34 protein-coding genes are annotated in these 22,361 nt (G+C 45.0%); all 34 read right to left on the bottom strand.

Annotated elements, in window-relative coordinates:
* Positions 1-14: 14 nt before the first annotated feature.
* On the bottom strand, positions 15-386 hold the full coding sequence (gene rpsM, locus ACZ449_RS25080) for a 30S ribosomal protein S13 (protein ID WP_464258752.1): 372 nt from the start codon (positions 384-386) through the stop codon (positions 15-17).
* Positions 387-407: 21 nt separating this feature from the next.
* Positions 408-521 (bottom strand): 50S ribosomal protein L36, encoded by a 114-nt coding sequence (rpmJ, locus tag ACZ449_RS25075; protein WP_094607412.1) that lies wholly within the window; start codon positions 519-521, stop codon positions 408-410.
* Between the two features lie 90 nt (positions 522-611).
* On the bottom strand, positions 612-830 hold the full coding sequence (gene infA, locus ACZ449_RS25070) for a translation initiation factor IF-1 (RefSeq protein WP_021168717.1): 219 nt from the start codon (positions 828-830) through the stop codon (positions 612-614).
* A 34-nt stretch (positions 831-864) separates the two neighbouring features.
* On the bottom strand, positions 865-1,143 hold the full coding sequence (locus ACZ449_RS25065) for a KOW domain-containing RNA-binding protein (protein WP_464258751.1): 279 nt from the start codon (positions 1,141-1,143) through the stop codon (positions 865-867).
* Positions 1,144-1,156: 13 nt separating this feature from the next.
* A complete protein-coding gene (gene map, locus ACZ449_RS25060; protein ID WP_464258750.1) occupies positions 1,157-1,903 on the bottom strand; it encodes a type I methionyl aminopeptidase in 747 nt (248 codons plus the stop codon).
* Complete coding sequence (locus ACZ449_RS25055; protein ID WP_464258749.1) at positions 1,900-2,553, bottom strand: adenylate kinase; 654 nt, start codon at positions 2,551-2,553, stop codon at positions 1,900-1,902. The genes map and ACZ449_RS25055 overlap by 4 nt, the downstream gene beginning before the upstream one ends.
* A 12-nt stretch (positions 2,554-2,565) precedes the next feature.
* Positions 2,566-3,822 (bottom strand): preprotein translocase subunit SecY, encoded by a 1,257-nt coding sequence (secY, locus tag ACZ449_RS25050; protein WP_464258748.1) that lies wholly within the window; start codon positions 3,820-3,822, stop codon positions 2,566-2,568.
* The gene (rplO, locus tag ACZ449_RS25045; protein ID WP_464258747.1) at positions 3,823-4,263 is read right to left on the bottom strand and encodes a 50S ribosomal protein L15; all 441 of its coding nucleotides are present in this window, start codon (positions 4,261-4,263) and stop codon (positions 3,823-3,825) included.
* Positions 4,264-4,311: 48 nt separating this feature from the next.
* Complete coding sequence (rpmD, locus tag ACZ449_RS25040; protein ID WP_464258746.1) at positions 4,312-4,497, bottom strand: 50S ribosomal protein L30; 186 nt, start codon at positions 4,495-4,497, stop codon at positions 4,312-4,314.
* A 12-nt stretch (positions 4,498-4,509) separates the two neighbouring features.
* The gene (gene rpsE / locus ACZ449_RS25035; protein ID WP_464258745.1) at positions 4,510-5,010 is read right to left on the bottom strand and encodes a 30S ribosomal protein S5; all 501 of its coding nucleotides are present in this window, start codon (positions 5,008-5,010) and stop codon (positions 4,510-4,512) included.
* Positions 5,011-5,027: 17 nt separating this feature from the next.
* Positions 5,028-5,396, bottom strand: a complete 369-nt coding sequence (rplR, locus tag ACZ449_RS25030) for a 50S ribosomal protein L18 (protein ID WP_464258744.1) — start codon at positions 5,394-5,396, stop codon at positions 5,028-5,030.
* Between the two features lie 38 nt (positions 5,397-5,434).
* The gene (rplF, locus tag ACZ449_RS25025; RefSeq protein WP_094607419.1) at positions 5,435-5,986 is read right to left on the bottom strand and encodes a 50S ribosomal protein L6; all 552 of its coding nucleotides are present in this window, start codon (positions 5,984-5,986) and stop codon (positions 5,435-5,437) included.
* A 26-nt stretch (positions 5,987-6,012) separates the two neighbouring features.
* Positions 6,013-6,411, bottom strand: coding sequence for a 30S ribosomal protein S8 (gene rpsH / locus ACZ449_RS25020; RefSeq protein ID WP_464258743.1), 399 nt, complete (start codon positions 6,409-6,411; stop codon positions 6,013-6,015).
* Between the two features lie 33 nt (positions 6,412-6,444).
* Positions 6,445-6,630 carry a type Z 30S ribosomal protein S14 gene (locus ACZ449_RS25015; RefSeq protein WP_464258742.1) on the bottom strand — a complete coding sequence of 62 codons (186 nt, stop codon included), beginning with the start codon at positions 6,628-6,630 and terminating at the stop codon, positions 6,445-6,447.
* A 46-nt stretch (positions 6,631-6,676) separates the two neighbouring features.
* A complete protein-coding gene (rplE, locus tag ACZ449_RS25010) occupies positions 6,677-7,219 on the bottom strand; it encodes a 50S ribosomal protein L5 (RefSeq protein WP_464258741.1) in 543 nt (180 codons plus the stop codon).
* Positions 7,220-7,249: 30 nt separating this feature from the next.
* Positions 7,250-7,588 (bottom strand): 50S ribosomal protein L24, encoded by a 339-nt coding sequence (gene rplX, locus ACZ449_RS25005; RefSeq protein ID WP_464258740.1) that lies wholly within the window; start codon positions 7,586-7,588, stop codon positions 7,250-7,252.
* A gap of 18 nt (positions 7,589-7,606) precedes the next feature.
* Positions 7,607-7,975: a 50S ribosomal protein L14 gene (gene rplN, locus ACZ449_RS25000; RefSeq protein WP_464258739.1), complete on the bottom strand. Its 369-nt coding sequence runs from the start codon at positions 7,973-7,975 to the stop codon at positions 7,607-7,609.
* An 84-nt stretch (positions 7,976-8,059) separates the two neighbouring features.
* Complete coding sequence (gene rpsQ / locus ACZ449_RS24995; RefSeq protein ID WP_464258738.1) at positions 8,060-8,320, bottom strand: 30S ribosomal protein S17; 261 nt, start codon at positions 8,318-8,320, stop codon at positions 8,060-8,062.
* 42 nt (positions 8,321-8,362) lie between these two features.
* Complete coding sequence (rpmC, locus tag ACZ449_RS24990; protein ID WP_021168701.1) at positions 8,363-8,560, bottom strand: 50S ribosomal protein L29; 198 nt, start codon at positions 8,558-8,560, stop codon at positions 8,363-8,365.
* A complete protein-coding gene (gene rplP / locus ACZ449_RS24985) occupies positions 8,550-9,026 on the bottom strand; it encodes a 50S ribosomal protein L16 (RefSeq protein ID WP_464258737.1) in 477 nt (158 codons plus the stop codon). Before rplP ends, rpmC begins: the two co-directional genes overlap by 11 nt.
* Before the next feature lie 2 nt (positions 9,027-9,028).
* Positions 9,029-9,703 (bottom strand): 30S ribosomal protein S3, encoded by a 675-nt coding sequence (rpsC, locus tag ACZ449_RS24980; protein ID WP_464258736.1) that lies wholly within the window; start codon positions 9,701-9,703, stop codon positions 9,029-9,031.
* 25 nt (positions 9,704-9,728) lie between these two features.
* On the bottom strand, positions 9,729-10,061 hold the full coding sequence (gene rplV, locus ACZ449_RS24975) for a 50S ribosomal protein L22 (protein WP_464258735.1): 333 nt from the start codon (positions 10,059-10,061) through the stop codon (positions 9,729-9,731).
* Between the two features lie 48 nt (positions 10,062-10,109).
* Positions 10,110-10,391 (bottom strand): 30S ribosomal protein S19, encoded by a 282-nt coding sequence (gene rpsS / locus ACZ449_RS24970; RefSeq protein ID WP_464258734.1) that lies wholly within the window; start codon positions 10,389-10,391, stop codon positions 10,110-10,112.
* An 89-nt stretch (positions 10,392-10,480) separates the two neighbouring features.
* Positions 10,481-11,326 (bottom strand): 50S ribosomal protein L2, encoded by an 846-nt coding sequence (gene rplB / locus ACZ449_RS24965; RefSeq protein ID WP_464258733.1) that lies wholly within the window; start codon positions 11,324-11,326, stop codon positions 10,481-10,483.
* 28 nt (positions 11,327-11,354) lie between these two features.
* A complete protein-coding gene (gene rplW / locus ACZ449_RS24960) occupies positions 11,355-11,642 on the bottom strand; it encodes a 50S ribosomal protein L23 (protein ID WP_464258732.1) in 288 nt (95 codons plus the stop codon).
* Complete coding sequence (rplD, locus tag ACZ449_RS24955) at positions 11,642-12,268, bottom strand: 50S ribosomal protein L4 (RefSeq protein ID WP_464258731.1); 627 nt, start codon at positions 12,266-12,268, stop codon at positions 11,642-11,644. The genes rplW and rplD overlap by 1 nt, the downstream gene beginning before the upstream one ends.
* A 68-nt stretch (positions 12,269-12,336) precedes the next feature.
* Positions 12,337-12,978 (bottom strand): 50S ribosomal protein L3, encoded by a 642-nt coding sequence (gene rplC / locus ACZ449_RS24950; protein ID WP_464258730.1) that lies wholly within the window; start codon positions 12,976-12,978, stop codon positions 12,337-12,339.
* A 15-nt stretch (positions 12,979-12,993) separates the two neighbouring features.
* A complete protein-coding gene (rpsJ, locus tag ACZ449_RS24945; protein ID WP_021168692.1) occupies positions 12,994-13,305 on the bottom strand; it encodes a 30S ribosomal protein S10 in 312 nt (103 codons plus the stop codon).
* Between the two features lie 155 nt (positions 13,306-13,460).
* Positions 13,461-14,663, bottom strand: coding sequence for an elongation factor Tu (gene tuf / locus ACZ449_RS24940; RefSeq protein WP_464258716.1), 1,203 nt, complete (start codon positions 14,661-14,663; stop codon positions 13,461-13,463).
* Between the two features lie 61 nt (positions 14,664-14,724).
* Positions 14,725-16,803, bottom strand: a complete 2,079-nt coding sequence (fusA, locus tag ACZ449_RS24935; protein ID WP_464258729.1) for an elongation factor G — start codon at positions 16,801-16,803, stop codon at positions 14,725-14,727.
* A 121-nt stretch (positions 16,804-16,924) separates the two neighbouring features.
* On the bottom strand, positions 16,925-17,395 hold the full coding sequence (gene rpsG / locus ACZ449_RS24930; RefSeq protein WP_464258728.1) for a 30S ribosomal protein S7: 471 nt from the start codon (positions 17,393-17,395) through the stop codon (positions 16,925-16,927).
* Positions 17,396-17,436: 41 nt separating this feature from the next.
* Positions 17,437-17,820 (bottom strand): 30S ribosomal protein S12, encoded by a 384-nt coding sequence (gene rpsL, locus ACZ449_RS24925; protein ID WP_464258727.1) that lies wholly within the window; start codon positions 17,818-17,820, stop codon positions 17,437-17,439.
* Positions 17,821-17,925: 105 nt separating this feature from the next.
* The gene (locus ACZ449_RS24920; protein ID WP_464258726.1) at positions 17,926-18,180 is read right to left on the bottom strand and encodes a L7Ae/L30e/S12e/Gadd45 family ribosomal protein; all 255 of its coding nucleotides are present in this window, start codon (positions 18,178-18,180) and stop codon (positions 17,926-17,928) included.
* 193 nt (positions 18,181-18,373) lie between these two features.
* A complete protein-coding gene (gene rpoC / locus ACZ449_RS24915; RefSeq protein WP_464258725.1) occupies positions 18,374-22,342 on the bottom strand; it encodes a DNA-directed RNA polymerase subunit beta' in 3,969 nt (1,322 codons plus the stop codon).
* Positions 22,343-22,361 lie beyond the last annotated feature (19 nt).

Raw genomic sequence — 22,361 nt, 5'->3', positions numbered from 1 at the left:
AGGTTTTCCCTCCCTTACTTCTTCTTCTTAGCGCCGACAGTTCTTTTCGGGCCTTTGCGGGTACGGGCATTAGTCTTAGTACGCTGACCGCGTACAGGAAGACCCATGCGATGCCGCTTGCCACGATAAGAGCCGATCTCAATGAGCCGCTTAATGTTTAATGCTTCTTCTCGGCGAAGATCGCCTTCTACGCGATAGTTCTTATCAATGTTTTCACGCAGTTTGGCAACTTCTTCTTCTGTTAAATCCCGAGTTCTAGTATCAGGATTGATTCCAGTACTCGCCAAAATTTCTTTTGAGATTGTTAAACCAATACCAAAAATGTATGTTAAGGCAATTTCAATGCGTTTGTCACGCGGTAAGTCTACACCGGCAATACGTGCCATGTTTTAATCCACCCCCCTCTTTTAACCTTGTTTTTGTTTATGTTTAGGATTTTCGCAAATCACCATTACTCTGCCATGCCGTTTGATGACTTTGCATTTTTCACATATAGGCTTAACCGATGGCCTTACTTTCATAATTAAACCTCCTTATCGTGCGTCCGCCGCTCGCCAGTCCGTGTTCGCTCATCGACTTGACTAACGAACTTACGAACCCACGAACACAAGCTATTTAAACCTATAGGTAATACGGCCGCGTTTTAAATCATACGGTGTAAGTTCAATGGTAACTTTATCGCCTGGCAAAATCCGAATAAAATTCATACGAATTTTCCCTGAAACATGTGCCAGCACAATATGACCGTTTTCCAGTTTTACTTGGAACATTGCATTAGGCAGTGCCTCAACGACCGTACCTTCAACTTCAATTACATCTTGTTTGGACATATGAGCTATCCCCTCCTCGTCCGCTTTTAACCGCTTATCTGGTCGCCTCGATGTGGGCGAGGTCCTGACGGATATCTTCGTCGGTGACTGCTACACCACCACGTAAAGCGTCCGTCACCCTGTTAGCAATAGAGTTAAGCATTTTAATATGCTTAACATTCTTTTTTTTAGGATTGCTGACTTTACGTCCGCGGCCGTCCGCTACCAGAAGAGTTTGCGGCTTATACCATCCAAGTACTACATAAACATGACCAGCATCACGTCCGGTTGCTGAAATCACAATAGTTCCTGGGTTATTATTTCCCTCTGGCACAAGCCGTCTCCTCCTATAGTTTTGTTAATATTTCCGGACCATCAGGCGTAATCGCAATGGTGTGTTCAAAATGGGCTGACGACTTACCGTCAACAGTCACTACTGTCCAGTTATTGCCCAGGGTTTTAACCTCGTGAGTCCCGGCATTAATCATAGGCTCTATTGCTAATGTCATACCAGATTTTAATCGCGGGCCGTGTCCAGGAAGCCCATAGTTAGGTATCTGCGGGTCTTCATGCATGTTTCTGCCAATGCCGTGCCCAACATAGTCGCGCACCACACCATAACCATATCCCTCGGCGTAAGTTTGAATTTCATGGGAGATATCACTTAACCGATTCCCTACTAAGGCTTTTTCAATCCCTTTATAGAGCGACTGTTCGGTAACTTCAATAAGTTTTTTCATTTCGGCATCCACTTCGCCTACCGGCACGGTAATGGCGGCATCGCCGACATATCCGTTTATTGTGGCACCAAGATCAATACTTATATTATCTCCATTTTTTAACCTTTTTAATCCAGGAATGCCATGTACTACCTCTTCATTAACAGAGGCACAGATGTTACCCGGGAACCCATTATAGCCTTTAAAGGTCGGTACTGCGCCCTTGCTTTTGATGTACTGTTCGGCAATCCTATCAATTTCAAGCGTTGTGACATCAGGTTTTACCGCTTTTTTGACTTCGTTAAGCGCTTCGGCCACGATCCGCCCGGCATCACGCAGGTAATTTAGTTCCCTTTGTGACTTTAAGATTATCATACTTGCCCGCCTCTCAGGCTATCAACTATATCTTTCAGGACAATTTTGATGGGCTGCAAGCCGTTGATTTCGGTATACAATCCTTTGTCCTGATAATACTCGATTAACGGCTGAGTTTGGACTTGATATACTGATAAACGGTTAATGACTGTTTTTTCTTGGTCATCATCCCGTTGGTACAGCTCACCACTGCATTTATCACAAATACCGTTTTGTTTCGAAGGGTTAAACGCTACATGATAGGTAGCGCCGCATCCTCGGCAAATTCGGCGGCCTGTCATACGACCAACCAGTTCAGAACCTGGTGCGGTAATATTGACGACCCGGTCAAGTTTGATAGTAAGTTCGACCAGGGTGCGATCTAAGGATTCTGCTTGAGCGATAGTACGGGGAAAGCCATCAAGGATGAATCCTTTTTGACAATCGTCCTTAGCCAACCGCTCTTTAACAATACCAATGGTTACGCTGTCAGGTACTAGTTGCCCGGCATCCATGCAGGCTTTCGCCTGTTTGCCAAGTTCAGTGCCTTCTTTTACAGCAGCCCGAAACATATCACCTGTCGAGATATGCGGAATTTTAAAATTTTCTACTAGCTGAGCCGCCTGAGTGCCTTTACCAGCACCCGGAGGTCCCATTAACAGAATAAACATGACCACTACCTCCTACTTCATAAAGCCTTGGTAGTGACGCATGAGTACCAGCGCCTCTACTTGCTTCATGGTATCCAGAGCCACGCCTACTACGATTAAGAGAGCAGTACCCCCAAAGTATACTCCTTGAAGGTTGGTTGCTGCACCAACAAAATTCGGCAGTATGGCAATTATGGCCAGGAAGATTGATCCGGCCAGGGTAATTCTGGTCATAACCCGGTCTAAATAATCGGCGGTAGGTTTACCTGGTCTGATACCAGGAATAAACCCGCCGTGTTTTTTCATATTCTCTGCCATATCTGATATGTTCATAGTAACCGCAGTGTAGAAGTACGTGAAGAATATGATAAGCAGCGCATACAATGCTGTCTGCAGCGGCGTACCCCACGCAAACCACCCTGCCACTGTTTTTACCCAGGGTACTTCAATAAACTGGGCAATGGTTACTGGGAACATCAGCACAGATGACGCAAAGATTATTGGTATAACGCCCGCTTGATTAACTTTAAGCGGAATATGAGTAGAGTTGCCGCCATACATTTTTCGGCCAACCACTCGTTTTGCGTACTGTACTGGGATTCTTCGTTGACCTTGCTGTATCATAATAACAAATACAATCATGGCCACTGCAATTATGAGAAACAAGAAAACATTAAAGATATTAATTGTTCCTGCTTTTACATATTCAAAAATGGTAAAGATGCCGTCAGGCAATCTAGATACGATACCGGCAAAGATGATAAGCGAAATGCCGTTACCAATACCTTTTTCGGTAATTTGCTCACCTAACCACATAAGAAACGTTGTTCCTGCAGTCAGTGTAAGCGCAATAATTAAAATGTTACCAAAGCTAGGGTTAATGATGGCAACCTTAAGACCATATGCCATACCAATTGCCTGGATAAACCCAAGTCCAACAGTACCATAACGGGTGATTTGGGTGATTTTTTTGCGGCCCTCTTCGCCTTCTTTGGCCCACTGTTCGAATTTAGGCACAACTACGGTGAGAAGCTGCATGATAATCGAAGCATTGATGTATGGCGTTATGCTCATGGCAAATATCGAGAATTTGCTTAAAGCACCACCAGAAAACATATCCAGCAGACCAAACAGATTACCGCTGGTAAATAGTTGCTCGATAACGGAGGCATTTACTCCCGGTACCGGGATATGTGTGCCTAACCTAAATACCAAAAACATTACCAAGGTGAATACGATCTTCTGCCTTAGCTCTGTAATCTTTAAAATATTTGAGAGCTCTGACAGCAACTAAATCACCTCGACTGTACCGCCGGCTGCCTGAATTTTTTCAGCGGCCGACTTAGTAAAGCCATTGGCTTTAACTGTTAAAGCCTTGGTGAGCTCGCCATTACCTAATATTCTAAGACCATCAAGCACTTTTTTGACTACACCAGCTTCTACTAAAGCTTCGAGATCAACAACTGAACCGTTGTCAAAACGATTAAGTACAGCTACATTAATTTCGCTGTATTCTTTAGAGAAGATATTGGTGAAACCGCGCTTAGGCAGTCTTAAGTACAAGGGCTTTTGGCCGCCTTCAAAACCTGGACGCACACCACCGCCGGAACGGGATTTTTGGCCTTTATGGCCTCTACCGGAGGTTTTACCAAGACCGGAACCCAAGCCACGGCCTACACGGGTGCGAACTTTTTTTGAACCAGGCGCTGGAGCTAATTCATGTAATTTCATTTACAGCACCTCCTTGAACTAGTATGTTTGGCTATTGCCATTTGAGAATTATTCTGCAACTTGCTCAACGGTAACAAGGTGTTCTACTTTGCGAACCATACCTCTGATTACCGCATTATCTTCTTGCATAACCGAGCTGTTGGTTTTTTTAAGACCGAGTGCTTTTACGGTTGCACGCTGATCTTGTGGTGTGCCAATCACGCTACGGGTTAAAGTAATTTTAATTTTCGCCATGGTGTTACCTCCTTAACCCAACAGTTCCTGAACGGTTTTGCCGCGCAGTGTGGCAACTTCTTCGGCACGTTTAAGCTGACTTAAGCCAGTCATTGTAGCGCGAACCATGTTGTTGGCGTTAGATGAACCCAGTGACTTAGTCAAAATATCATGAATGCCTGCAAGTTCAAGCACAGCACGAACAGGGCCGCCAGCAATTACGCCTGTACCTTCGGAGGCAGGCTTTAACAACACTTTGCCGGCACCGAACACACCCGTGATTTGATGAGGAATAGTGGTACCGACAATCGGAACTTTTATCAGGTTTTTCTTAGCGTCTTCCACGCCTTTACGAATGGCTTCTGGTACTTCACCAGCTTTACCCAGGCCGAAACCTACGTGGCCGTTTTCATCGCCAACAACTACCAGAGCGCTAAAGGAAAAGCGTCTACCACCTTTAACTACCTTGGCAACCCGGTTGATGAATACTACTTTTTCTTTAAGGTCAAGACCGGTGTAATCAATTCTGGCCATTAATTTCCCTCCTTTTCTTAGAATTCAAGTCCAGCTTCACGTGCAGCAGCTGCTAAAGCAGCAACGCGACCGTGATAGATATTACCAGCACGATCAAATACTACTTTGGTGATGCCTTTTTCGAGGGCCCGTTTAGCGATTGCCTCGCCTACAACTTTAGCTGCCTCAATGTTGCCACCATACTCAACTTTAGCCTGAACTTCTTTATCTACAGTACTGGCTGATACCAAGGTCACGCCAGTTTTGTCATTAATAATCTGAGCATAAATATGCTTCAAACTACGGAATACGTTAAGACGCGGACGTTCAGGACTACCAATTATGTTTTTCCGGGCTCTTAATTGACGTTTTTGACGCCCGATGTTTTTGCTCGGTTTACGCAGCAAGGTGTTCACTCCTTTCGCTTAAATTGCCTATCCTGAGTTTATTTCTTGCCTTTACCGCCAGCTTTACCAACTTTGCGACGGACAACTTCGCCTTCATATTTAATGCCTTTGCCTTTATACGGCTCTGGTTCGCGATAGCCACGGATCTTAGCGGCAAGCTCACCAACAGCTTCTTTATCAATACCGGAAACTACGATCCGGTTAGGCGCAGGAACATCAATGGTGATGCCTTGCGGCGGCTCAACTTCCAGCGGATGAGAAAAGCCTAAAGTGAGCGCCAGTTTTTGACCGGCTTTAGCAGCACGGTAACCAACACCAGCAATCTCCAAAGTTTTAGAAAAACCTTGGGTTACGCCTGTTACCATGTTGTTGACCAAAGTTCTGGTCAAACCGTGCAGCGAACGATGTTGTTTGTTATCTGTAGGCCGTTTGACGTTAATAACATTGCCTTCCATTTCGATAATCATATCTTTATGGAGCTGGCGTGTTAATTCGCCTTTAGGGCCTTTAACTGTCACTACATTGTCATCCCCGATAGTTACGGTAACGCCAGCAGCAACAGTGATGGGACTCCTACCAATTCTAGACATGTTGCACCTCCTGTATCACTACTAGACTACCAGACGTATGCGAGTACTTCGCCGCCTAGACCTTCTTTGCGTGCGACTTTATCGCTCATAATGCCTTTAGATGTCGAGATAATCGCAATTCCGAGACCTCCCAGTACGCGTGGCAATTGTTCTTTCTTTGCATATACGCGAAGACCTGGCTTGGAAATACGCTTAATCCCTGTAATTACTTTTTCGCGGTTCGGGCCGTATTTTAAACTTACCCGAAGCATTCCTTGTTTGTCATCAGCAATCAGGTCGTAGTCTCTAACAAAACCTTCGTCTTTTAGAATTTGTACTACGGCTTGTTTGATTTTAGATGCCGGAATTTCGACTTTATCGTGATAAACCGAGTTGGCATTGCGAATGCGAGTCAGCAGATCGGCAATCGGATCGGTCATTACCATGGTTCAGAACCCCCTTCCTATATGTTGCTGCTACTACCAGCTGGCCTTGGTTACTCCAGGAATGGCGCCTTTGTAGCTCAGTTCCCGGAAACAAATCCGGCACATTTCAAATTTACGCATATATCCGTGCGGACGACCGCAGATTTTACAACGATTGTATTTTTGCACTTTAAACTTAGGCTCGTTTTTCCATTTTTCAATCAAAGATTTTTTGGCCACCGAATTCCCTCCTTTGTTTAAACTGTTACCGACTATTCATAGAAAGTTATGCGCTGAATGGCATACCCATCAGTCTTAACAGTTCTCTAGCTTCTTCATCAGTTTTTGCGGTGGTAACAACGATTATCTCCATACCGCGAATTTTATCAACTTTATCATACTCAATTTCGGGGAAAATCAGTTGTTCTTTGATACCGAGCGTATAGTTACCGCGTCCATCAAAGGATTTGGGGCTTATACCGCGGAAATCTCGAACCCGCGGTAACGAAATGTTGATCAGTTTATCAAGAAATTGATACATCCGTTCTCCACGCATGGTAACTTTGGCACCGATTGGCATACCCTCACGGATTTTGAATGCAGCAATTGATTTTTTTGCTCTAGTTACAACCGGCTTTTGACCGGCAATGAGCGTCATATCACTTACCGCTGCATCAAGAACTTTGGGATTGCCTACAGCTTCACCAACACCCATATTAATGATTACTTTCTCGACTTTAGGAATCTCCATAACATTTTTGTAGCCAAACTTTTGCATCATCGCTTGCGCTACTTCATTTTTATATTTTTCTTTCAGTCTTGTAGCCATGAGTTAACCTCCTTTCAGGAAAGAGTGGTTTTACTTATCTTTATCAATAACTTCGCCGCATTTTTTGCACGCACGTGCAAATGCGCCGCTACTTAATTGTGTTTTTTTGATGCGTGTAGGTTTGTCGCAAGCAGGACATACCAGCATAACTTTGGCCGAAGCTAGAGCAGCTTCTTTTACCATAATGCCGCCTTGGGGCGCCTTCTGGCTGGGTTTTGTATGACGTTTTACTTTGTTTACGCCTTCTACAACAACTTTGCCTTTTTTAGGCAGAGCCTCCACAATTTTGCCTTGTTTGCCTTTATCTTTACCTGACAATACAACTACTTTATCGCCTTTTTTAACATGCAATTTTTGGGCTTCGGACACTCCGGACACCTCCTTAATCTAGATAACTTCCGGCGCCAGCGAGATAATTTTCATGAAATCTTTGTCCCTGAGCTCGCGTGCTACAGGTCCAAATATCCGTGTACCTCTCGGGCTTTTATCATCTTTTATAACAACTGCAGCATTCTCGTCAAACCGGATATAAGAACCATCCGGACGGCGCAGTCCTTTACGGGTACGAACAACAACGGCTTTAACTACATCGCCTTTCTTGACAACGCCACCGGGTGTAGCATCTTTAACAGCTGCCACGATAACATCACCAATGTTGGCATAGCGGCGGTAGGAACCACCCATTACGCGGATGCACATAATCTGCTTCGCGCCAGTATTGTCAGCAACATTCATGATAGTCTGTTGTTGAATCATAGTGCTTATCCTCCTTCCTTATGCGGCTCGATGCTTACTTAGCATCTTGAGCGTTAGAAGCATATTTGCAACGATGCGCTAGTATTATTTCGCTTTTTCGAGAACTTCTACTACACGCCACCGTTTTTCCTTAGATAGTGGACGAGTTTCCATGATTTTAACGGTATCACCAATATGGCTTTCGTTATTCTCATCATGGGCTTTAAATTTAACAGTTTGTTTAATTGATTTATGATACAGCGGATGCCGTACTAAGCGTTCAACCGCTACTACTACTGTTTTTTCCATTTTATCGCTTACTACTTTACCGATACGGGCCTTGCGCTCGTTTCTTTCAACGGTCACTTACATTGCCTCCCTTCATACTCACTTGCATACTGCCCTTACTTACTGAGCTTTAAGTTCACGTTGACGCTGAACAGTTTTAATGCGGGCAATTGTTTTCTTGACGGCAGGAATCCGCATTGGGTTGTCCAGTTGACCGGTGGCATGTTGGAACCGTAAGTTAAACAACTCTTCTTTCAGTTTGTTTAAATTTTGGTCAAGTTCGGCGGCACTCATTTCGCGGATATCATTAGCCTTCATTTACTTCACCACCCGCTTTAGCATTAGCACCTGGTGCGTCCATATCCAAGTTCGCGGTATCCTCCCGCGTAACGAACTTGGTTTTAATAGGCAGCTTGTGAGCAGCAAGACGCATCGCTTCACGCGCTACTTCTTCAGGCACGCCGTCCATTTCAAACATTACACGACCAGGTTTAACAACAGCTACCCAATATTCTGGTGAGCCTTTACCACTACCCATGCGAGTTTCGGCTGGCTTTGCAGTAATTGGTTTATCTGGGAATATTTTTATCCAAACTTTACCGCCCCGTTTAATGTAACGGGTCATGGCAATACGGGCTGCCTCAATTTGACGGTTGGAAATCCAAGCCGGTTCAAGCGCAACTAGTCCGAACTCACCATGGGAAACAGTAATGCCTTTAGTGGCTTTACCAGTCATACGACCACGGAATTGTTTGCGATGTTTTACTCTTTTTGGAATAAGCATTATTATTCGCCCCCTTCAATGGCGGCAGCGGCGACAACAGTTTTCTTGGCTTCAGGCAAAATTTCACCTTTATAAATCCAAACTTTTACGCCAATACGACCATAGGTGGTAGCAGCTTCGGCTGTGCCATAATCAATGTCGGCACGCAATGTATGAAGAGGAATACTTCCTTCACGGTAGCTTTCGGTACGGGCAATTTCAGCTCCGCCCAATCGACCGCCACACGTAATTTTGATCCCTTGGGCCCCCATACGCATAGTACGAGTTACTGACTGTTTCATCGCCCGACGGAAAGCAATACGCTTTTCGAGCTGAGCAGCAATATTTTCAGCAACTAAAGTGGCATCAAGCTCGGCCTGCTTAATTTCAGCGATGTTAACATCGATGACTTTACTGGTAAGCTGTTTGAGCCATTTCTTAATATTTTCAATTCCGCTGCCACCACGACCAATAACCATACCAGGTTTAGAGGTGTGAATAGTAACTTTCACCCTATTTGCCGCACGCTCAATAATGATTTGCGACACATTCGAAGTGTAAAGTTTTTCTTTTAGCATTTTACGGATTTTAATATCTTCATGCAGGTTTTTAGCATAGTCTTTATCGGCATACCATTTTGCGTCCCAAGTCTTGATAACGCCAAGGCGAAGACCATGCGGATTAACTTTTTGACCCACTAATTTTCCCTCCTTCGACCTTAGTTTATCTCTCTTTAACAACCAATGTTACGTGGCTGGTACGTTTTAGGATTTTGAATGCCTGGCCGCGTGAGCGCGGATGAATACGCTTTAATGTTGGCCCTTGATCAACAAAGGCTTGTGATATATAAAGAGCATCAGCATTCAAATCACAGTTGTGCTCAGCGTTGGCGATAGCCGATTTGAGCACTTTTTCCAAGACTTCAGCCCCGACTTTCGGAGTGAATTTTAGTATTGCAAAAGCTTCGCCCACGTTCTTGCCGCGGATTAAGTCAATAACAATGCGGATTTTGCGGGGAGCAATACGAATGTGTCTGGCAATTGCTTTAGCTTCCATTATTTAAACCCCCTTCCGGTTACAGTTCCCGGATTTTTGCTAAGCGTATTATTTTACCCCGGTAGACCGTTCAGAACCGCTGTGGCCTTTATATGTCCGGGTTGGCGCGAATTCGCCCAATTTGTGTCCTACCATATCTTCGGTACAATATACTGGTACATGCTTGCGGCCATCATGCACAGCGATGGTGTGTCCGATAAAGGTAGGCAGGATGGTCGAGCTGCGGGACCAGGTTTTAATAACTTTTTTATCATTAGTAGCATTAAGCGCACCAATCTTCTTAGTCAAACTTGCATGCACATAAGGCCCTTTTTTAATTGATCTTGACACCTAAAATAGCCTCCTTTCGCTACGTTCGCGGGTTCGTTCATTCGTGATTTTGCACTATTGGCTCATCCCACGAACATTCAAACCTCGACTTATCGGCCTGTCGTCTGCCTTGAACTACGTCTCTTAACGATCAATTTATCAGAAGCTTTCTTTGTACGGGTTATAGCACCCATAGCGCATTTACCCCATGGAGTAACCGGATGCTTACGTCCAACAGGGGAACGGCCTTCGCCACCACCGTGTGGATGGTCACATGGGTTCATCGCAACACCGCGGTTAGCAGGACGAATGCCCAACCAACGAGAACGGCCAGCTTTACCAATAGTGATGTTTTCGTGTTCAAGATTGCCTACCTGACCAATAGTAGCCCGGCAGTTAATATGAACTTTTCTAAGTTCGCCAGATGGCAAACGGAGCAGTGCGTGGCTGCCTTCTTTAGCCATAAGCTGAGCAGATGCACCAGCAGAACGAACCAATTGGCCACCTTTGCCGATTTTCATTTCAATGTTATGAACTTGAGTACCTACCGGAATATTTTTAAAAGGCAAGGCATTGCCCACTTTGATATCAGCCTCGGGGCCGCTCATTATGGTATCGCCTACTTTAAGACCGTTAGGAGCAAGAATATAACGTTTTTCGCCATCAGCATAGTTTAAGAGAGCAATCCGTGCTGAACGATTTGGATCATATTCAATGGTAGCAACGTTTGCAGGAACGCCATCTTTATTGCGTTTGAAGTCAATAACACGGTATAGACGCTTATGTCCACCGCCTTGATGACGAACAGTTAAACGACCTTGTTGGTTACGACCGGCGTGCTTTTGCAGACGCTCGGTAAGGGAACGCTCGGGACGATCTGAGGTAATATCCGAAAAATCGGCTACCGTCATAAATCTTCTGCCAGGAGCGTATGGTTTAAAACTTTTAACTGGCATGTATGCCCCTCCTTTTTAGAGAATTTGGTTATACACCTTCAAAGAATTCTATGCGCTCGCCGGCAGCCAATTTTACAATGGCTTTTTTGAAGTCCGAACGTTTGCCAATGTTCTTGCCCATACGTTTGGTTTTACCCATAACCCGAATGGTATTGACGTCAAGAACTTTTACTTTGAAGATTTGCTCAACAGCTTGACGAACTTCAACTTTATTGGCTGTAAGCGGCACAATAAACGTATATTTGTTCTCAGCCATCATTGCATTAGTTTTTTCAGTAATATATGGTCTGAGGAGAATGTCGCGTGGATTTGCCATTATGCCAGCACCTCCTCAATCTTGGCGACTGCTTCTTTAGTTACTAGCACTTTGTCATGGTGAAGAAGGTCAAAAACATTCAGTCCAATAGTTCCAATAGCTTTTACACCAGGAATATTGCGGGACGATTTTGCAACATTTTCATCATTATCAGCAGTAATAATCAAAGCTTTTGCTGGCGCCTCAAAATTACCAAGGAAATTTACTACATCTTTAGTTTTTGGCTCAGCAAAGTTAATACTTTCAACTATCAGTAATTCACCATCGTTGACCTTGGCGGTCAGTGCCGATTTAATTGCTAAACGGCGAGCTTTACGAGGCATACTGAACTTGTAGCTGCGTGGATGTGGTCCAAACGCTACACCGCCACCTACAAATAATGGAGAACGGATAGACCCAGCTCGTGCTCGGCCAGTACCTTTTTGCTTCCAGGGTTTTCTGCCGCCACCACGTACCATAGCTCTGGTCTTACTTGCGTGAGTGCCTTGACGCTGGCTTGCCAGCTGCATAACAACTGCCTGATGAACAACGGCTTCATTTATTTCTACGCCAAATATGCTATCATTAAGCTCTATTTCTTCACCGGTTTTTGCTCCGGTCATATCATATACTGCCACTTTCGGCATATAGCACATCCTCCTTTCGATGCTCGCAACCTGCACTCTACGACAAATCGCAAAGTTGCAAGCTGCGATTACTTATTGGGTTTTACTGTATTTTTAACAATCACGAAACTACCTTTAGGTCCGGGAACAGCACCTTTTACAAGCAAAAGGTTGCGAGGTACATCAACACGAACCACTTGCAGGCGTTGTACGGTGACTTTTTGTCCGCCCATACGACCTGGAAGTTTCTTACCTTTAAATACTTTACCGCCGCCGCCGCTCATCCGGGAACCAATAGTTCCTGGTTCACGATGGGATTTAGAGCCGTGGCCCATAGGTCCGCATGCAAAGTTGTGGCGTTTAATTGTGCCAGCAAAACCTTTGCCTTTAGCAGTACCGGTTACATCAATAAGTTCACCTTCGCTGAAAACATCAGCACTAAGAACTTGACCTACTGTATATTCAGAGGCTCCAGGCAGACGCATTTCACGGATAAACTTCACCGCTTTAACGTTGGCCTTAGCAAAGTGGCCCTGCATAGGTTTGTTAACCTTTTTCTCTTTAACAGCGCCAAATCCAAGCTGCACTGCATTGTAGCCATCATTTTCAACTGTCTTGTTTTGCACTACGACATTGGGACCGGCTTCAATAACAGTAACCGGAATAACTCTACCCTCAGCCGTAAAGATTTGGGTCATGCCCAGTTTTTTTCCTAAAATTCCTTTAGCCATATTATCGCACCTCCTCTACAGCTTGATTTCGATGTCCACACCAGCCGGCAAGTCGAGACGCATTAATGCATCTACCGTCTTGGGGGTCGGCTCTAAGATGTCAATAAGACGTTTATGGGTCCGCATTTCAAATTGTTCGCGGGAGTCTTTGTTGACATGGGGTGAACGCAAAATAGTAAAAATATTTTTTTCTGTAGGAAGCGGAATAGGCCCAGAAACCATTGCGCCTGTACGTTTTGCGGTTTCAACAATCTTGGCCGCACTTTGGTCAAGCGCCTTGTGGTCATATGCCTTAAGGCGGATTCTGATTTTTTGTTGTTTAGCCATTTATTTATTCCTCCTTATCGCCCTGTTTCTCTGAACAGACATTCTCGGTGGAAATTTCCCCGCGCGTGCGGGCCACCTTCCACGTCATCGCCGGTCAATACCCTGGTAGAGGCGGCGAACGCCGCCCTTGCCAGATATTATGTTACAAAAAGGGATTATTCTTCAACAGCAGTTACAACACCAGCGCCTACTGTACGGCCGCCTTCACGAATAGCGAAACGCAGACCTTCTTCGATAGCGATTGGGGTAATAAGCGCTATGCTCATTTGGATGTTGTCGCCAGGCATTACCATTTCTACGCCTTCTGGCAGAGTAACAACACCAGTTACGTCGGTTGTTCTAAAGTAGAACTGCGGACGATAGCCGTTAAAGAACGGGGTATGACGGCCGCCTTCTTCTTTGGACAATACATATACTTCGGATTTGAATTTGGTGTGCGGTTTAATACTACCAGGCTTAGCCAATACTTGGCCACGCTCGATTTCTTTACGCTCAACACCTCTTAAAAGTGCACCAATGTTGTCACCTGCTACTGCCGAATCAAGAAGTTTCCGGAACATTTCTACGCCAGTTACTACTGTCGATTTCGGTTTGTCGCTCATGCCAACGATTTCTATGGTATCGCCTACTTTTACTGCGCCACGCTCTACACGACCTGTAGCTACTGTGCCACGGCCAGTGATAGTGAACACATCTTCCACAGGCATTAGGAAAGGCTTGTCGGTAGCACGTTCCGGAGTCGGAATGTACTCGTCAACTTTTGCCATTAGTTCATGGATCTTGCCACACCATTCGCAATCAGCTTTCGCGCAACCACAGTTAAGTACTTTTACGGCCGAACCTGATACTACAGGAATGTCATCTCCTGGGAATTCATAGCTGGAGAGAAGTTCACGAACTTCCATTTCTACTAATTCCATCAGTTCTGCGTCATCAACCAGGTCGGCTTTGTTTAAGAAGACAACCATAGCTGGTACGCCTACTTGGCGGGACAGCAAAATGTGTTCGCGGGTTTGCGGCATCGGGCCGTCAGCAGCCGATACAACCAGGATAGCACCATCCATTTGTGCTGCACCAGTGATCATGTTTTTAACATAGTCAGCATGGCCTGGGCAATCCACGTGGGCATAGTGACGAGCAGTAGTCTCATATTCTACGTGAGCTGTGTTGATGGTGATACCGCGTTCTCTTTCTTCTGGTGCTTTGTCGATCATGTCATAGGCCATGAACTCAGCGCCACCGTGTTTTGCCAATGTCATGGTAATGGCAGCAGTCAGTGAAGTTTTGCCATGGTCAACGTGACCGATAGTACCAATGTTAACATGCGGTTTGTTTCTTTCAAACTTTTTCTTAGCCATTTGAGTGTTACCTCCTAAGTTTATTACTTTAAAGTTTTAGGTAAGCAAGTAAGTGAGCGAGTTATGCGCCCTTATTTTTAGCAGCGATAACTTCGGCGATATTTTTAGGAACTTCTTCATAATGATCAAATTCCATGGAGTAATTGCCACGTCCTTGCGTCTTTGAACGCAGATCGGTAGCGTAGCCAAACATTTCGGAAAGTGGTACAAACGATTTTATCGATTGTGCACCAGCACGTCCTTCCATGCCTTCGATGCGGCCACGGCGGGAGTTTAAATCACCAATAACATCGCCCATGTAATCTTCAGGCACTATAACTTCGACCTTCATATACGGTTCAAGAATAACCGGGCCAGCTTTGGTACAACCAGCTTTAAAGCCCATTGAACCTGCAATTTTGAAGGCCATTTCCGAGGAGTCAACATCATGGTATGAACCATCATACACAGTAACCTTAATGTCAACCATCGGATATCCAGCCGATACACCAGTTGCCATAGCTTCTTTGACACCAGCTTCAATCGGAGAAATGTATTCTCTCGGAATAGCACCACCGACAACTTTGTTTTCAAAGATAAAGCCTTCACCTGGTTCGAGTGGTTGAATTTCCAACCAGCAATGACCATATTGGCCACGGCCACCAGACTGACGAACAAATTTACCTTCAGATTTAACAGTCTTACGGATAGTTTCGCGGTAAGCAACCTGAGGTTTACCCACATTACATTCTACCTTGAATTCTCTAAGCATCCGGTCAACAATAATATCTAAGTGCAATTCGCCCATACCTGAGATAATAGTCTGGCCAGTTTCCTGGTCAGTACGTATTTTGAAGGTAGGATCTTCTTCTGCTAGGCGGTTAAGGGCTATACCCATTTTTTCTTGGTCAGCTTTGGTCTTAGGTTCAACAGCTATCGAAATAACTGGGTCAGGAAAGACCATGGATTCAAGAACAATGATGTTTTTATCATCACAAAGGGTGTCCCCAGTGGTAGTATCTTTAAGGCCTACTGCTGCAGCGATATCGCCGGTATAAACCACTTCGATCTCTTCACGGTGATTAGCATGCATTTGCAAAATCCGGCCGATACGTTCACGTTTACCTTTTGTGGAGTTATACACATAAGAGCCAGAAGCTAATTGACCGGAATATACCCGGAAGAACGCCAGTTTACCAACATACGGATCAGCCATGATCTTGAAGGCCAATGCCGAAAATGGCAGACTATCATCTGCTGCGCGTTCACCTTCCTCACCAGTCGCAGGATCAACACCCTTGATAGCGGGGATATCAGTTGGCGCAGGCATATAGGCAACTACTGCATCCAGCAGCGGTTGTACGCCTTTGTTCTTGTAAGATGATCCACACAGCACCGGTGTCATTTTACAGGCAATGGTAGCTTTGCGGATAGCCGTTTGGATCTCCTCGATAGAAAGTTCTTCGCCTTCGAGGTATTTCATCATAAGCTCGTCGTCGCTTTCAGCAACAGCATCCAACAGTCCTTGGCGGAACGTTTCAACATGTTCAGCCATGTCTTCTGGTATATCAGCAGCTTCGCTTACTTTGCCCAAATCATCGGTATAAACAACAGCCTTCATTTCAATAAGGTCAACAAAGCCTTTGAAGGTATCTTCAAAACCGATAGGCAGTTGGAGCGGCACTGCATTAGCACCAAGACGACTTTTCATCATATCGACAACCCGGTAAAAATCCGCACCGGTGATGTCCATTTTATTAACATATGCCATACGGGGAACGTTGTATTTATCAGCTTGACGCCATACAGTCTCAGATTGTGGTTCTACGCCACCTTTAGCACAGAAGACCGCAACCGAGCCATCAAGTACACGCAACGAACGTTCTACCTCAACCGTAAAGTCCACGTGCCCTGGCGTGTCAATGATGTTAATACGATACCCATCCCATTGGGCTGTAGTGGCCGCAGAGGTAATAGTGATACCTCTTTCTTGCTCTTGCACCATCCAGTCCATAGTCGCAGCGCCATCATGTACTTCGCCAATTTTGTGTACTTTGCCGGTATAAAACAGAATGCGTTCAGTGGTAGTGGTCTTGCCGGCGTCTATATGTGCCATAATACCGATGTTCCGCGTCTTTTCTAGAGGAAACTTTCGGGCCACTATTTTCACTCCTCAGTATCGTGAGTTCGTGTATTCGCTTGTTCGAATATCGTTTTAAGAGCGGGTTGCTTACGCAACCCTCTTATCGAAATTCGAACTTCGAATCTCGAACCTCGAATTTTTACCAGCGATAATGTGCAAAAGCCTTATTGGCTTCAGCCATCTTATGAGTATCTTCACGTTTTTTAACAGATGCACCAGTGTTATTAGCAGCATCCATCAACTCGGAAGCAAGTCTTTCATACATGGTCTTTTCACCGCGCAAGCGGGAATAGTTAACCAGCCAACGAATACCCAGTGACATTTTGCGATCAGGCCGTACTTCAACAGGCACTTGGTAGTTAGCGCCACCTACACGGCGAGCACGAACTTCCAGAACCGGCATAACGTTTTTTAGTGCAACTTCAAACACTTCCATTGGATCTTTGCCGGTTTTGGCACGAATGGCTTCAAACGCATCATATACAATGTTTTCGGCAACACCTTTCTTGCCGTCTAACATAATTTTATTGATAAATCTTGTTACAAGCTTGGAGCTATATACCGGATCCGGTAATACGTCCCGCTTGGGAACAGCACCTTTTCTTGGCATCAGTATCCCTCCTTCTTTCAAAACTCTGCAGCAAATCTAGATTATTTTTTAGCAGCAACGGCCTTTTTAGCACCGTATTTTGAGCGACTATGACCACGCTTGGCAACACCAGCGGTATCAAGAGCTCCACGAACAATGTGATAACGCACACCTGGCAAGTCTTTTATCCTGCCACCGCGGATAAGTACAACCGAGTGTTCCTGCAAGTTGTGACCAATACCCGGGATGTAGGCAGTTACTTCAATGCCATTGGTTAAACGTACACGGGCAACCTTACGGAGTGCAGAGTTAGGTTTCTTCGGAGTAGTTGTATATACCCTCGTGCATACACCACGTTTTTGCGGACATTCTTTAAGTGCAGGAGCGGTAGATTTTTGCAACAGCGACTCCCGATTTTTGCGCACTAATTGATTAATTGTTGGCATGTTATTAAGCGCACCTCCTTCCCCAATCTCGTTATTTATTATTAAAAATTTCAACCACCGACAAACAAGTGGGTAAAATTATTAACGACTTGTCCCAGTACTTACCTATTTTAACAATGCCACAGCCGCAGCAGCTACTTCAATACCACAAGCTTTTCCTAGCTCAATCATAGTTGACTGTTCGTCAATCTGGACTTCTTTTTGGTTACATAGAAGTGCAAGTGGTGCAACTACCCGTCTGTCAGCATCTGTACCAAGGTACACCTTGGCAACCAGACCTTTTTCCACAGCTCGCGCTGTTTGTTTAGTACCAATGGCTTTCTTGCCATTCCTAAAAGTTTCCAATTCTTCGCTGTTCACGGCGTCCAACTCCTTCGGAAAAATGCAATATTTCCAAGACACTCTAATATATTATCATTTCAGTTTCTAAATGTCAATAAACTATTAGATTTTCTGCGGATATTTATAACCACTGCACCGGGTGTTTCATAATAATAAAACTGGAAATGGTTTACACCATTCCCAGTCTTATTATACCTAGTAATTATTATGCTTATTCACCAGGGATTTCTTCCGGTACTAATTCGGGAACAACTTTTTTTAGCCGAATATTACGGTAGCGACTCATGCCGGTACCTGCCGGAACAAGTTTACCAATAATAACGTTTTCTTTAAGTCCCAGTAGTGGATCAACCTTGCCTTTGATCGCCGCTTCAGTAAGCACGCGTGTGGTCTCCTGGAAGGAAGCCGCCGACAAGAAGGAATCAGTAGCCAGCGAGGCTTTCGTAATACCAAGAAGAATAGGTCTAGCTATAGCGGGCTCGCCACCTGCTTCAATAGCCTTAGCATTTTCTTCTTCAAAAGTATTCAAGTCAATATATTCGCTTGGCAGTAGATCAGTGTCGCCTGCTTCTTCCACTTTGACTTTATGGAGCATTTGACGAACCATAACTTCAATGTGTTTATCATTAATTTCAACACCTTGGGATTTGTATACTTTTTGAACTTCGTACACCAAATACCGCTGCGTAGCTTTTAGCCCGCTAACCCGCAAAATATCATGCGGATTGACAGCACCCTCAGTCAGACGATCGCCGGCATCAACCACTTGGCCTTCACTGACGATTAATCTGGCACCATACGGTACGGGGTATACACGTTCTTCACCCAGGGAAGCATCTGTCGGATAAACAGTGACACGGCGCATTCCTTTGATCTCTTTTACTTCCACCCTGCCGTCAACTTCAGTAATAATGGCCTGCCGTTTGGGTTTACGGGCCTCGAACAATTCTTCTACCCTCGGCAAACCTTGGGTAATATCATCACCGGCAACACCGCCGGTATGGAAGGTTCTCATCGTAAGCTGTGTACCCGGCTCGCCGATAGACTGAGCAGCAATAATGCCGACAGCCTCACCGACATCAACCATGTGACCTGTACCCAAGTTACGGCCATAGCAGTTAATGCATACACCATAACGGGAACGACAAGTGAGTACTGACCGGATAGAAACCTTATCACGTACTTTAACAACCTTATCAGCCAAATTCTCAGTGATTAGGTCACTAATTTTGACAATAGTTTCACCAGTGGCTGGATCAACAATGTCTTCTGCCGCCATTCTACCAACGATTCGGTCTTTAAGCGACTCGATAACACCTGATCCTTCAGTGATTGCCTCAACTTGAATTCCTCGGACAGTATTATTTCGCACTTTTACTTCTTTAACAGCACTAGCTAAGACAGCCTCAATATGCTCTTCGGTAAATAGCGTGTCAGCTGGAACAAGTTCGACACCATCGCTGGTTTTAATGGCCTCTGTCGTATTTTTCCCAAGCATTTCGCGAATCATAGCTTCTTTGAGAGCCGCACGTACTTTCGCTTCTGGTGCGCCAAGAACAATGGTTTCAGCAGCAGCACGACCAACATCTTCTTCTACTTCATCTGCTTGACCTTCAATCATAATTTCTGGTACACCATTTTCACCAATTAGGCGTAAGGCGTCCTCTGTAAGCAGTGTTCCTTGCGGTAGGAGTATATCTGCTGTTTTGGGATCTATTACGTCCTGATCCAAAACCCTGCCAAGTAAGCTGTCTTTCAACATATCAATGGCGCCAGCACTTGATTTAGCCAACCGAGCCCGTTCCCGCACCAGGTTAAGTCCAACAACATCACAGTCCTCTTCGCGAACAATGACATCTTGGGCGACATCAACAAGTCGGCGAGTAAGATAGCCTGAGTCAGCCGTCCGGAGCGCAGTATCTGCTAAACCTTTACGTGCACCATGTGTAGAGATAAAGTACTCTAATACGGTCAGACCTTCACGGAAGTTAGCCTTAATCGGCAAGTCAATGATTCGACCGGAAGGATCAGCCATCAGACCCCGCATACCAGCCAACTGACGAATTTGTTGAATATTACCACGGGCACCAGAGTTAGCCATCATGTAAACCGGATTGAACCGGTCCAGGCTATTCATAAGCGCTGTGGTAACGTCATCAGTCGCCGTAGTCCAAAGATCAATGGTCTTTTTATAGCGCTCATCATCGGTAATCAAACCGCGACGGTACTGTTTATCAATAGTATCTACCTTTATTTCGGCTGCCGCCAAAATTTCTTTCTTGGCACCTGGGATTTTGATATCGGAGATTGCAATCGTGATCCCGGCGACGCAAGCAAAGTGGAAACCAAGGCTTTTTACAGCATCTAATACAACCGCTGTCTTAGCATTACCAAAGGTTTGGTAGGAATCAGCCACTAATTTACCAAGCTGTTTTTTGTCCATCAGCTTGCCTAAATGCCAACCATCATCCTCTTGTACATAATGTCTGAGCTCTGGCGGCAATACTTCATTAAAGATCACTCGACCTAATGTGGTATGTACCAAACCATAGCCTTTTAAACGCATTCTGAGTTTTTCATGCAAACCTAGAACCTTATGCTGATAAGCCAGCAACGCTTCATTTAAGCTAGAAAAGGCTCTGATCTTTCCATTCTCTGGATCTTTTTCAATTGTCAGGTAGTACGCACCTAATACCATATCCTGCGTAGGCGTAGCTACCGGCCTGCCATCTTTTGTTGATAGAATATTATGAGCTGACAACATAAGCATGCGGGCCTCGGCCTGAGCCTCTGCCGACAATGGTACATGTACTGCCATTTGGTCGCCGTCAAAGTCGGCATTATAGGCGGTACATACCAATGGGTGAATTTTAATGGCCCGGCCTTCTGATAATACTGGTTCAAACGCTTGAATACCAAGTCTGTGCAGGGTCGGTGCACGGTTTAAAAGTACTGGATGTTCTTTAATAACCTCTTCCAGCACATCCCAAACCTCAGGACGGATCCTTTCCACCATCCGTTTAGCACTTTTAATATTATGAGCATGACCAGCATTAACTAGTTTTTTCATAACAAAAGGCTTAAATAGTTCCAGCGCCATCTCTTTAGGCAAACCACATTGGTGGAGTTTTAATTCTGGGCCAACTACGATTACCGAACGTCCGGAATAGTCAACCCGTTTGCCTAATAGGTTTTGGCGGAAACGACCTTGTTTACCTTTAAGCATATCACTTAACGATTTTAAAGGACGATTACCTGGACCGGTGACAGGACGACCGCGGCGACCGTTGTCGATCAGTGCATCAACAGCTTCTTGCAACATGCGTTTTTCATTGCGAACAATGATATCAGGCGCACCTAAATCTAATAATCTCTTGAGGCGATTATTCCGGTTAATTACCCGGCGATACAGGTCATTTAAATCAGAAGTGGCAAATCGTCCGCCATCCAACTGAACCATAGGGCGTAATTCCGGCGGAATGACCGGGACTACATCCATAATCATCCAGGACGGGCTATTCCCTGATTTTCGGAAGGCTTCTGTAACTTCCAGACGTCTAATCGCGCGGATTTTACGCTGTCCGCTTACTTCTTTTAGTTCCTGCCGAAGTTCACGACTCATTTTCTCTAAATCTAGCTCTTCCAGCAGCTTTTTGACAGCTTCCGCACCCATACCAACCTTGAATGCACTGCCATATTTGTCGCGGTGCTCTCTGTACTCATTTTCGTTTAAGAGTTGTTTTTTCATAAGCGGCGTATCGCCTGGATCAAGCACAATATAGGAAGCAAAATATAAAACTTTTTCCAGCGATCGGGGCGAGACATCCAGAATGAGTCCCATCCGACTAGGTATACCTTTAAAATACCAGATATGCGACACCGGAGCAGCTAATTCGATATGTCCCATCCGATCACGCCGGACTTTGGAGCGAGTTACTTCCACACCACATCGATCACAGATAATACCTTTATAGCGAATCCGCTTATATTTACCGCAATGGCATTCCCAATCTCGAGTTGGTCCAAAAATCTTTTCACAAAACAAACCATCGCGTTCAGGTTTTAGTGTACGGTAATTAATGGTTTCTGGTTTTTTTACTTCACCATGTGACCATTTGAGAATTTGTTCCGGTGACGCCAGGCCTATACGCATTGAATCAAAGTTATTTACGTCCAACAAGGGGTTATCGCTCCCTTCT

The sequence above is a fragment of the Desulfosporomusa polytropa genome (assembly GCF_055380075.1).
Note: the sequence above shows the minus strand (reverse complement) of the source record. Positions and strands in the feature narration are given on the sequence as shown.

Excerpts from the sequence above, each read along its gene's own strand:
- rpsM (WP_464258752.1), bottom strand. The coding sequence starts at position 386 with ATGGCACGTATTGCCGGTGTAGACTTACCGCGTGACAAACGCATTGAA.
- rpmJ (WP_094607412.1), bottom strand. The coding sequence starts at position 521 with ATGAAAGTAAGGCCATCGGTTAAGCCTATATGTGAAAAATGCAAAGTC.
- infA (WP_021168717.1), bottom strand. The coding sequence starts at position 830 with ATGTCCAAACAAGATGTAATTGAAGTTGAAGGTACGGTCGTTGAGGCA.
- map (WP_464258750.1), bottom strand. The coding sequence starts at position 1,903 with ATGATAATCTTAAAGTCACAAAGGGAACTAAATTACCTGCGTGATGCC.
- ACZ449_RS25055 (WP_464258749.1), bottom strand. The coding sequence starts at position 2,553 with ATGTTTATTCTGTTAATGGGACCTCCGGGTGCTGGTAAAGGCACTCAG.
- rplO (WP_464258747.1), bottom strand. The coding sequence starts at position 4,263 with ATGAAATTACATGAATTAGCTCCAGCGCCTGGTTCAAAAAAAGTTCGC.
- rpmD (WP_464258746.1), bottom strand. The coding sequence starts at position 4,497 with ATGGCGAAAATTAAAATTACTTTAACCCGTAGCGTGATTGGCACACCA.
- rpsE (WP_464258745.1), bottom strand. The coding sequence starts at position 5,010 with ATGGCCAGAATTGATTACACCGGTCTTGACCTTAAAGAAAAAGTAGTA.
- rplF (WP_094607419.1), bottom strand. The coding sequence starts at position 5,986 with ATGTCTAGAATTGGTAGGAGTCCCATCACTGTTGCTGCTGGCGTTACC.
- rpsH (WP_464258743.1), bottom strand. The coding sequence starts at position 6,411 with ATGGTAATGACCGATCCGATTGCCGATCTGCTGACTCGCATTCGCAAT.
- rplE (WP_464258741.1), bottom strand. The coding sequence starts at position 7,219 with ATGGCTACAAGACTGAAAGAAAAATATAAAAATGAAGTAGCGCAAGCG.
- rplN (WP_464258739.1), bottom strand. The coding sequence starts at position 7,975 with ATGATTCAACAACAGACTATCATGAATGTTGCTGACAATACTGGCGCG.
- rpmC (WP_021168701.1), bottom strand. The coding sequence starts at position 8,560 with ATGAAGGCTAATGATATCCGCGAAATGAGTGCCGCCGAACTTGACCAA.
- rplP (WP_464258737.1), bottom strand. The coding sequence starts at position 9,026 with ATGCTTATTCCAAAAAGAGTAAAACATCGCAAACAATTCCGTGGTCGT.
- rplV (WP_464258735.1), bottom strand. The coding sequence starts at position 10,061 with ATGGAAGCTAAAGCAATTGCCAGACACATTCGTATTGCTCCCCGCAAA.
- rplB (WP_464258733.1), bottom strand. The coding sequence starts at position 11,326 with ATGCCAGTTAAAAGTTTTAAACCATACGCTCCTGGCAGAAGATTTATG.
- rplW (WP_464258732.1), bottom strand. The coding sequence starts at position 11,642 with ATGGCAAATCCACGCGACATTCTCCTCAGACCATATATTACTGAAAAA.
- rplD (WP_464258731.1), bottom strand. The coding sequence starts at position 12,268 with ATGCCGAAAGTGGCAGTATATGATATGACCGGAGCAAAAACCGGTGAA.
- rplC (WP_464258730.1), bottom strand. The coding sequence starts at position 12,978 with ATGGCTAAAGGAATTTTAGGAAAAAAACTGGGCATGACCCAAATCTTT.
- rpsJ (WP_021168692.1), bottom strand. The coding sequence starts at position 13,305 with ATGGCTAAACAACAAAAAATCAGAATCCGCCTTAAGGCATATGACCAC.
- tuf (WP_464258716.1), bottom strand. The coding sequence starts at position 14,663 with ATGGCTAAGAAAAAGTTTGAAAGAAACAAACCGCATGTTAACATTGGT.
- rpsG (WP_464258728.1), bottom strand. The coding sequence starts at position 17,395 with ATGCCAAGAAAAGGTGCTGTTCCCAAGCGGGACGTATTACCGGATCCG.
- rpsL (WP_464258727.1), bottom strand. The coding sequence starts at position 17,820 with ATGCCAACAATTAATCAATTAGTGCGCAAAAATCGGGAGTCGCTGTTG.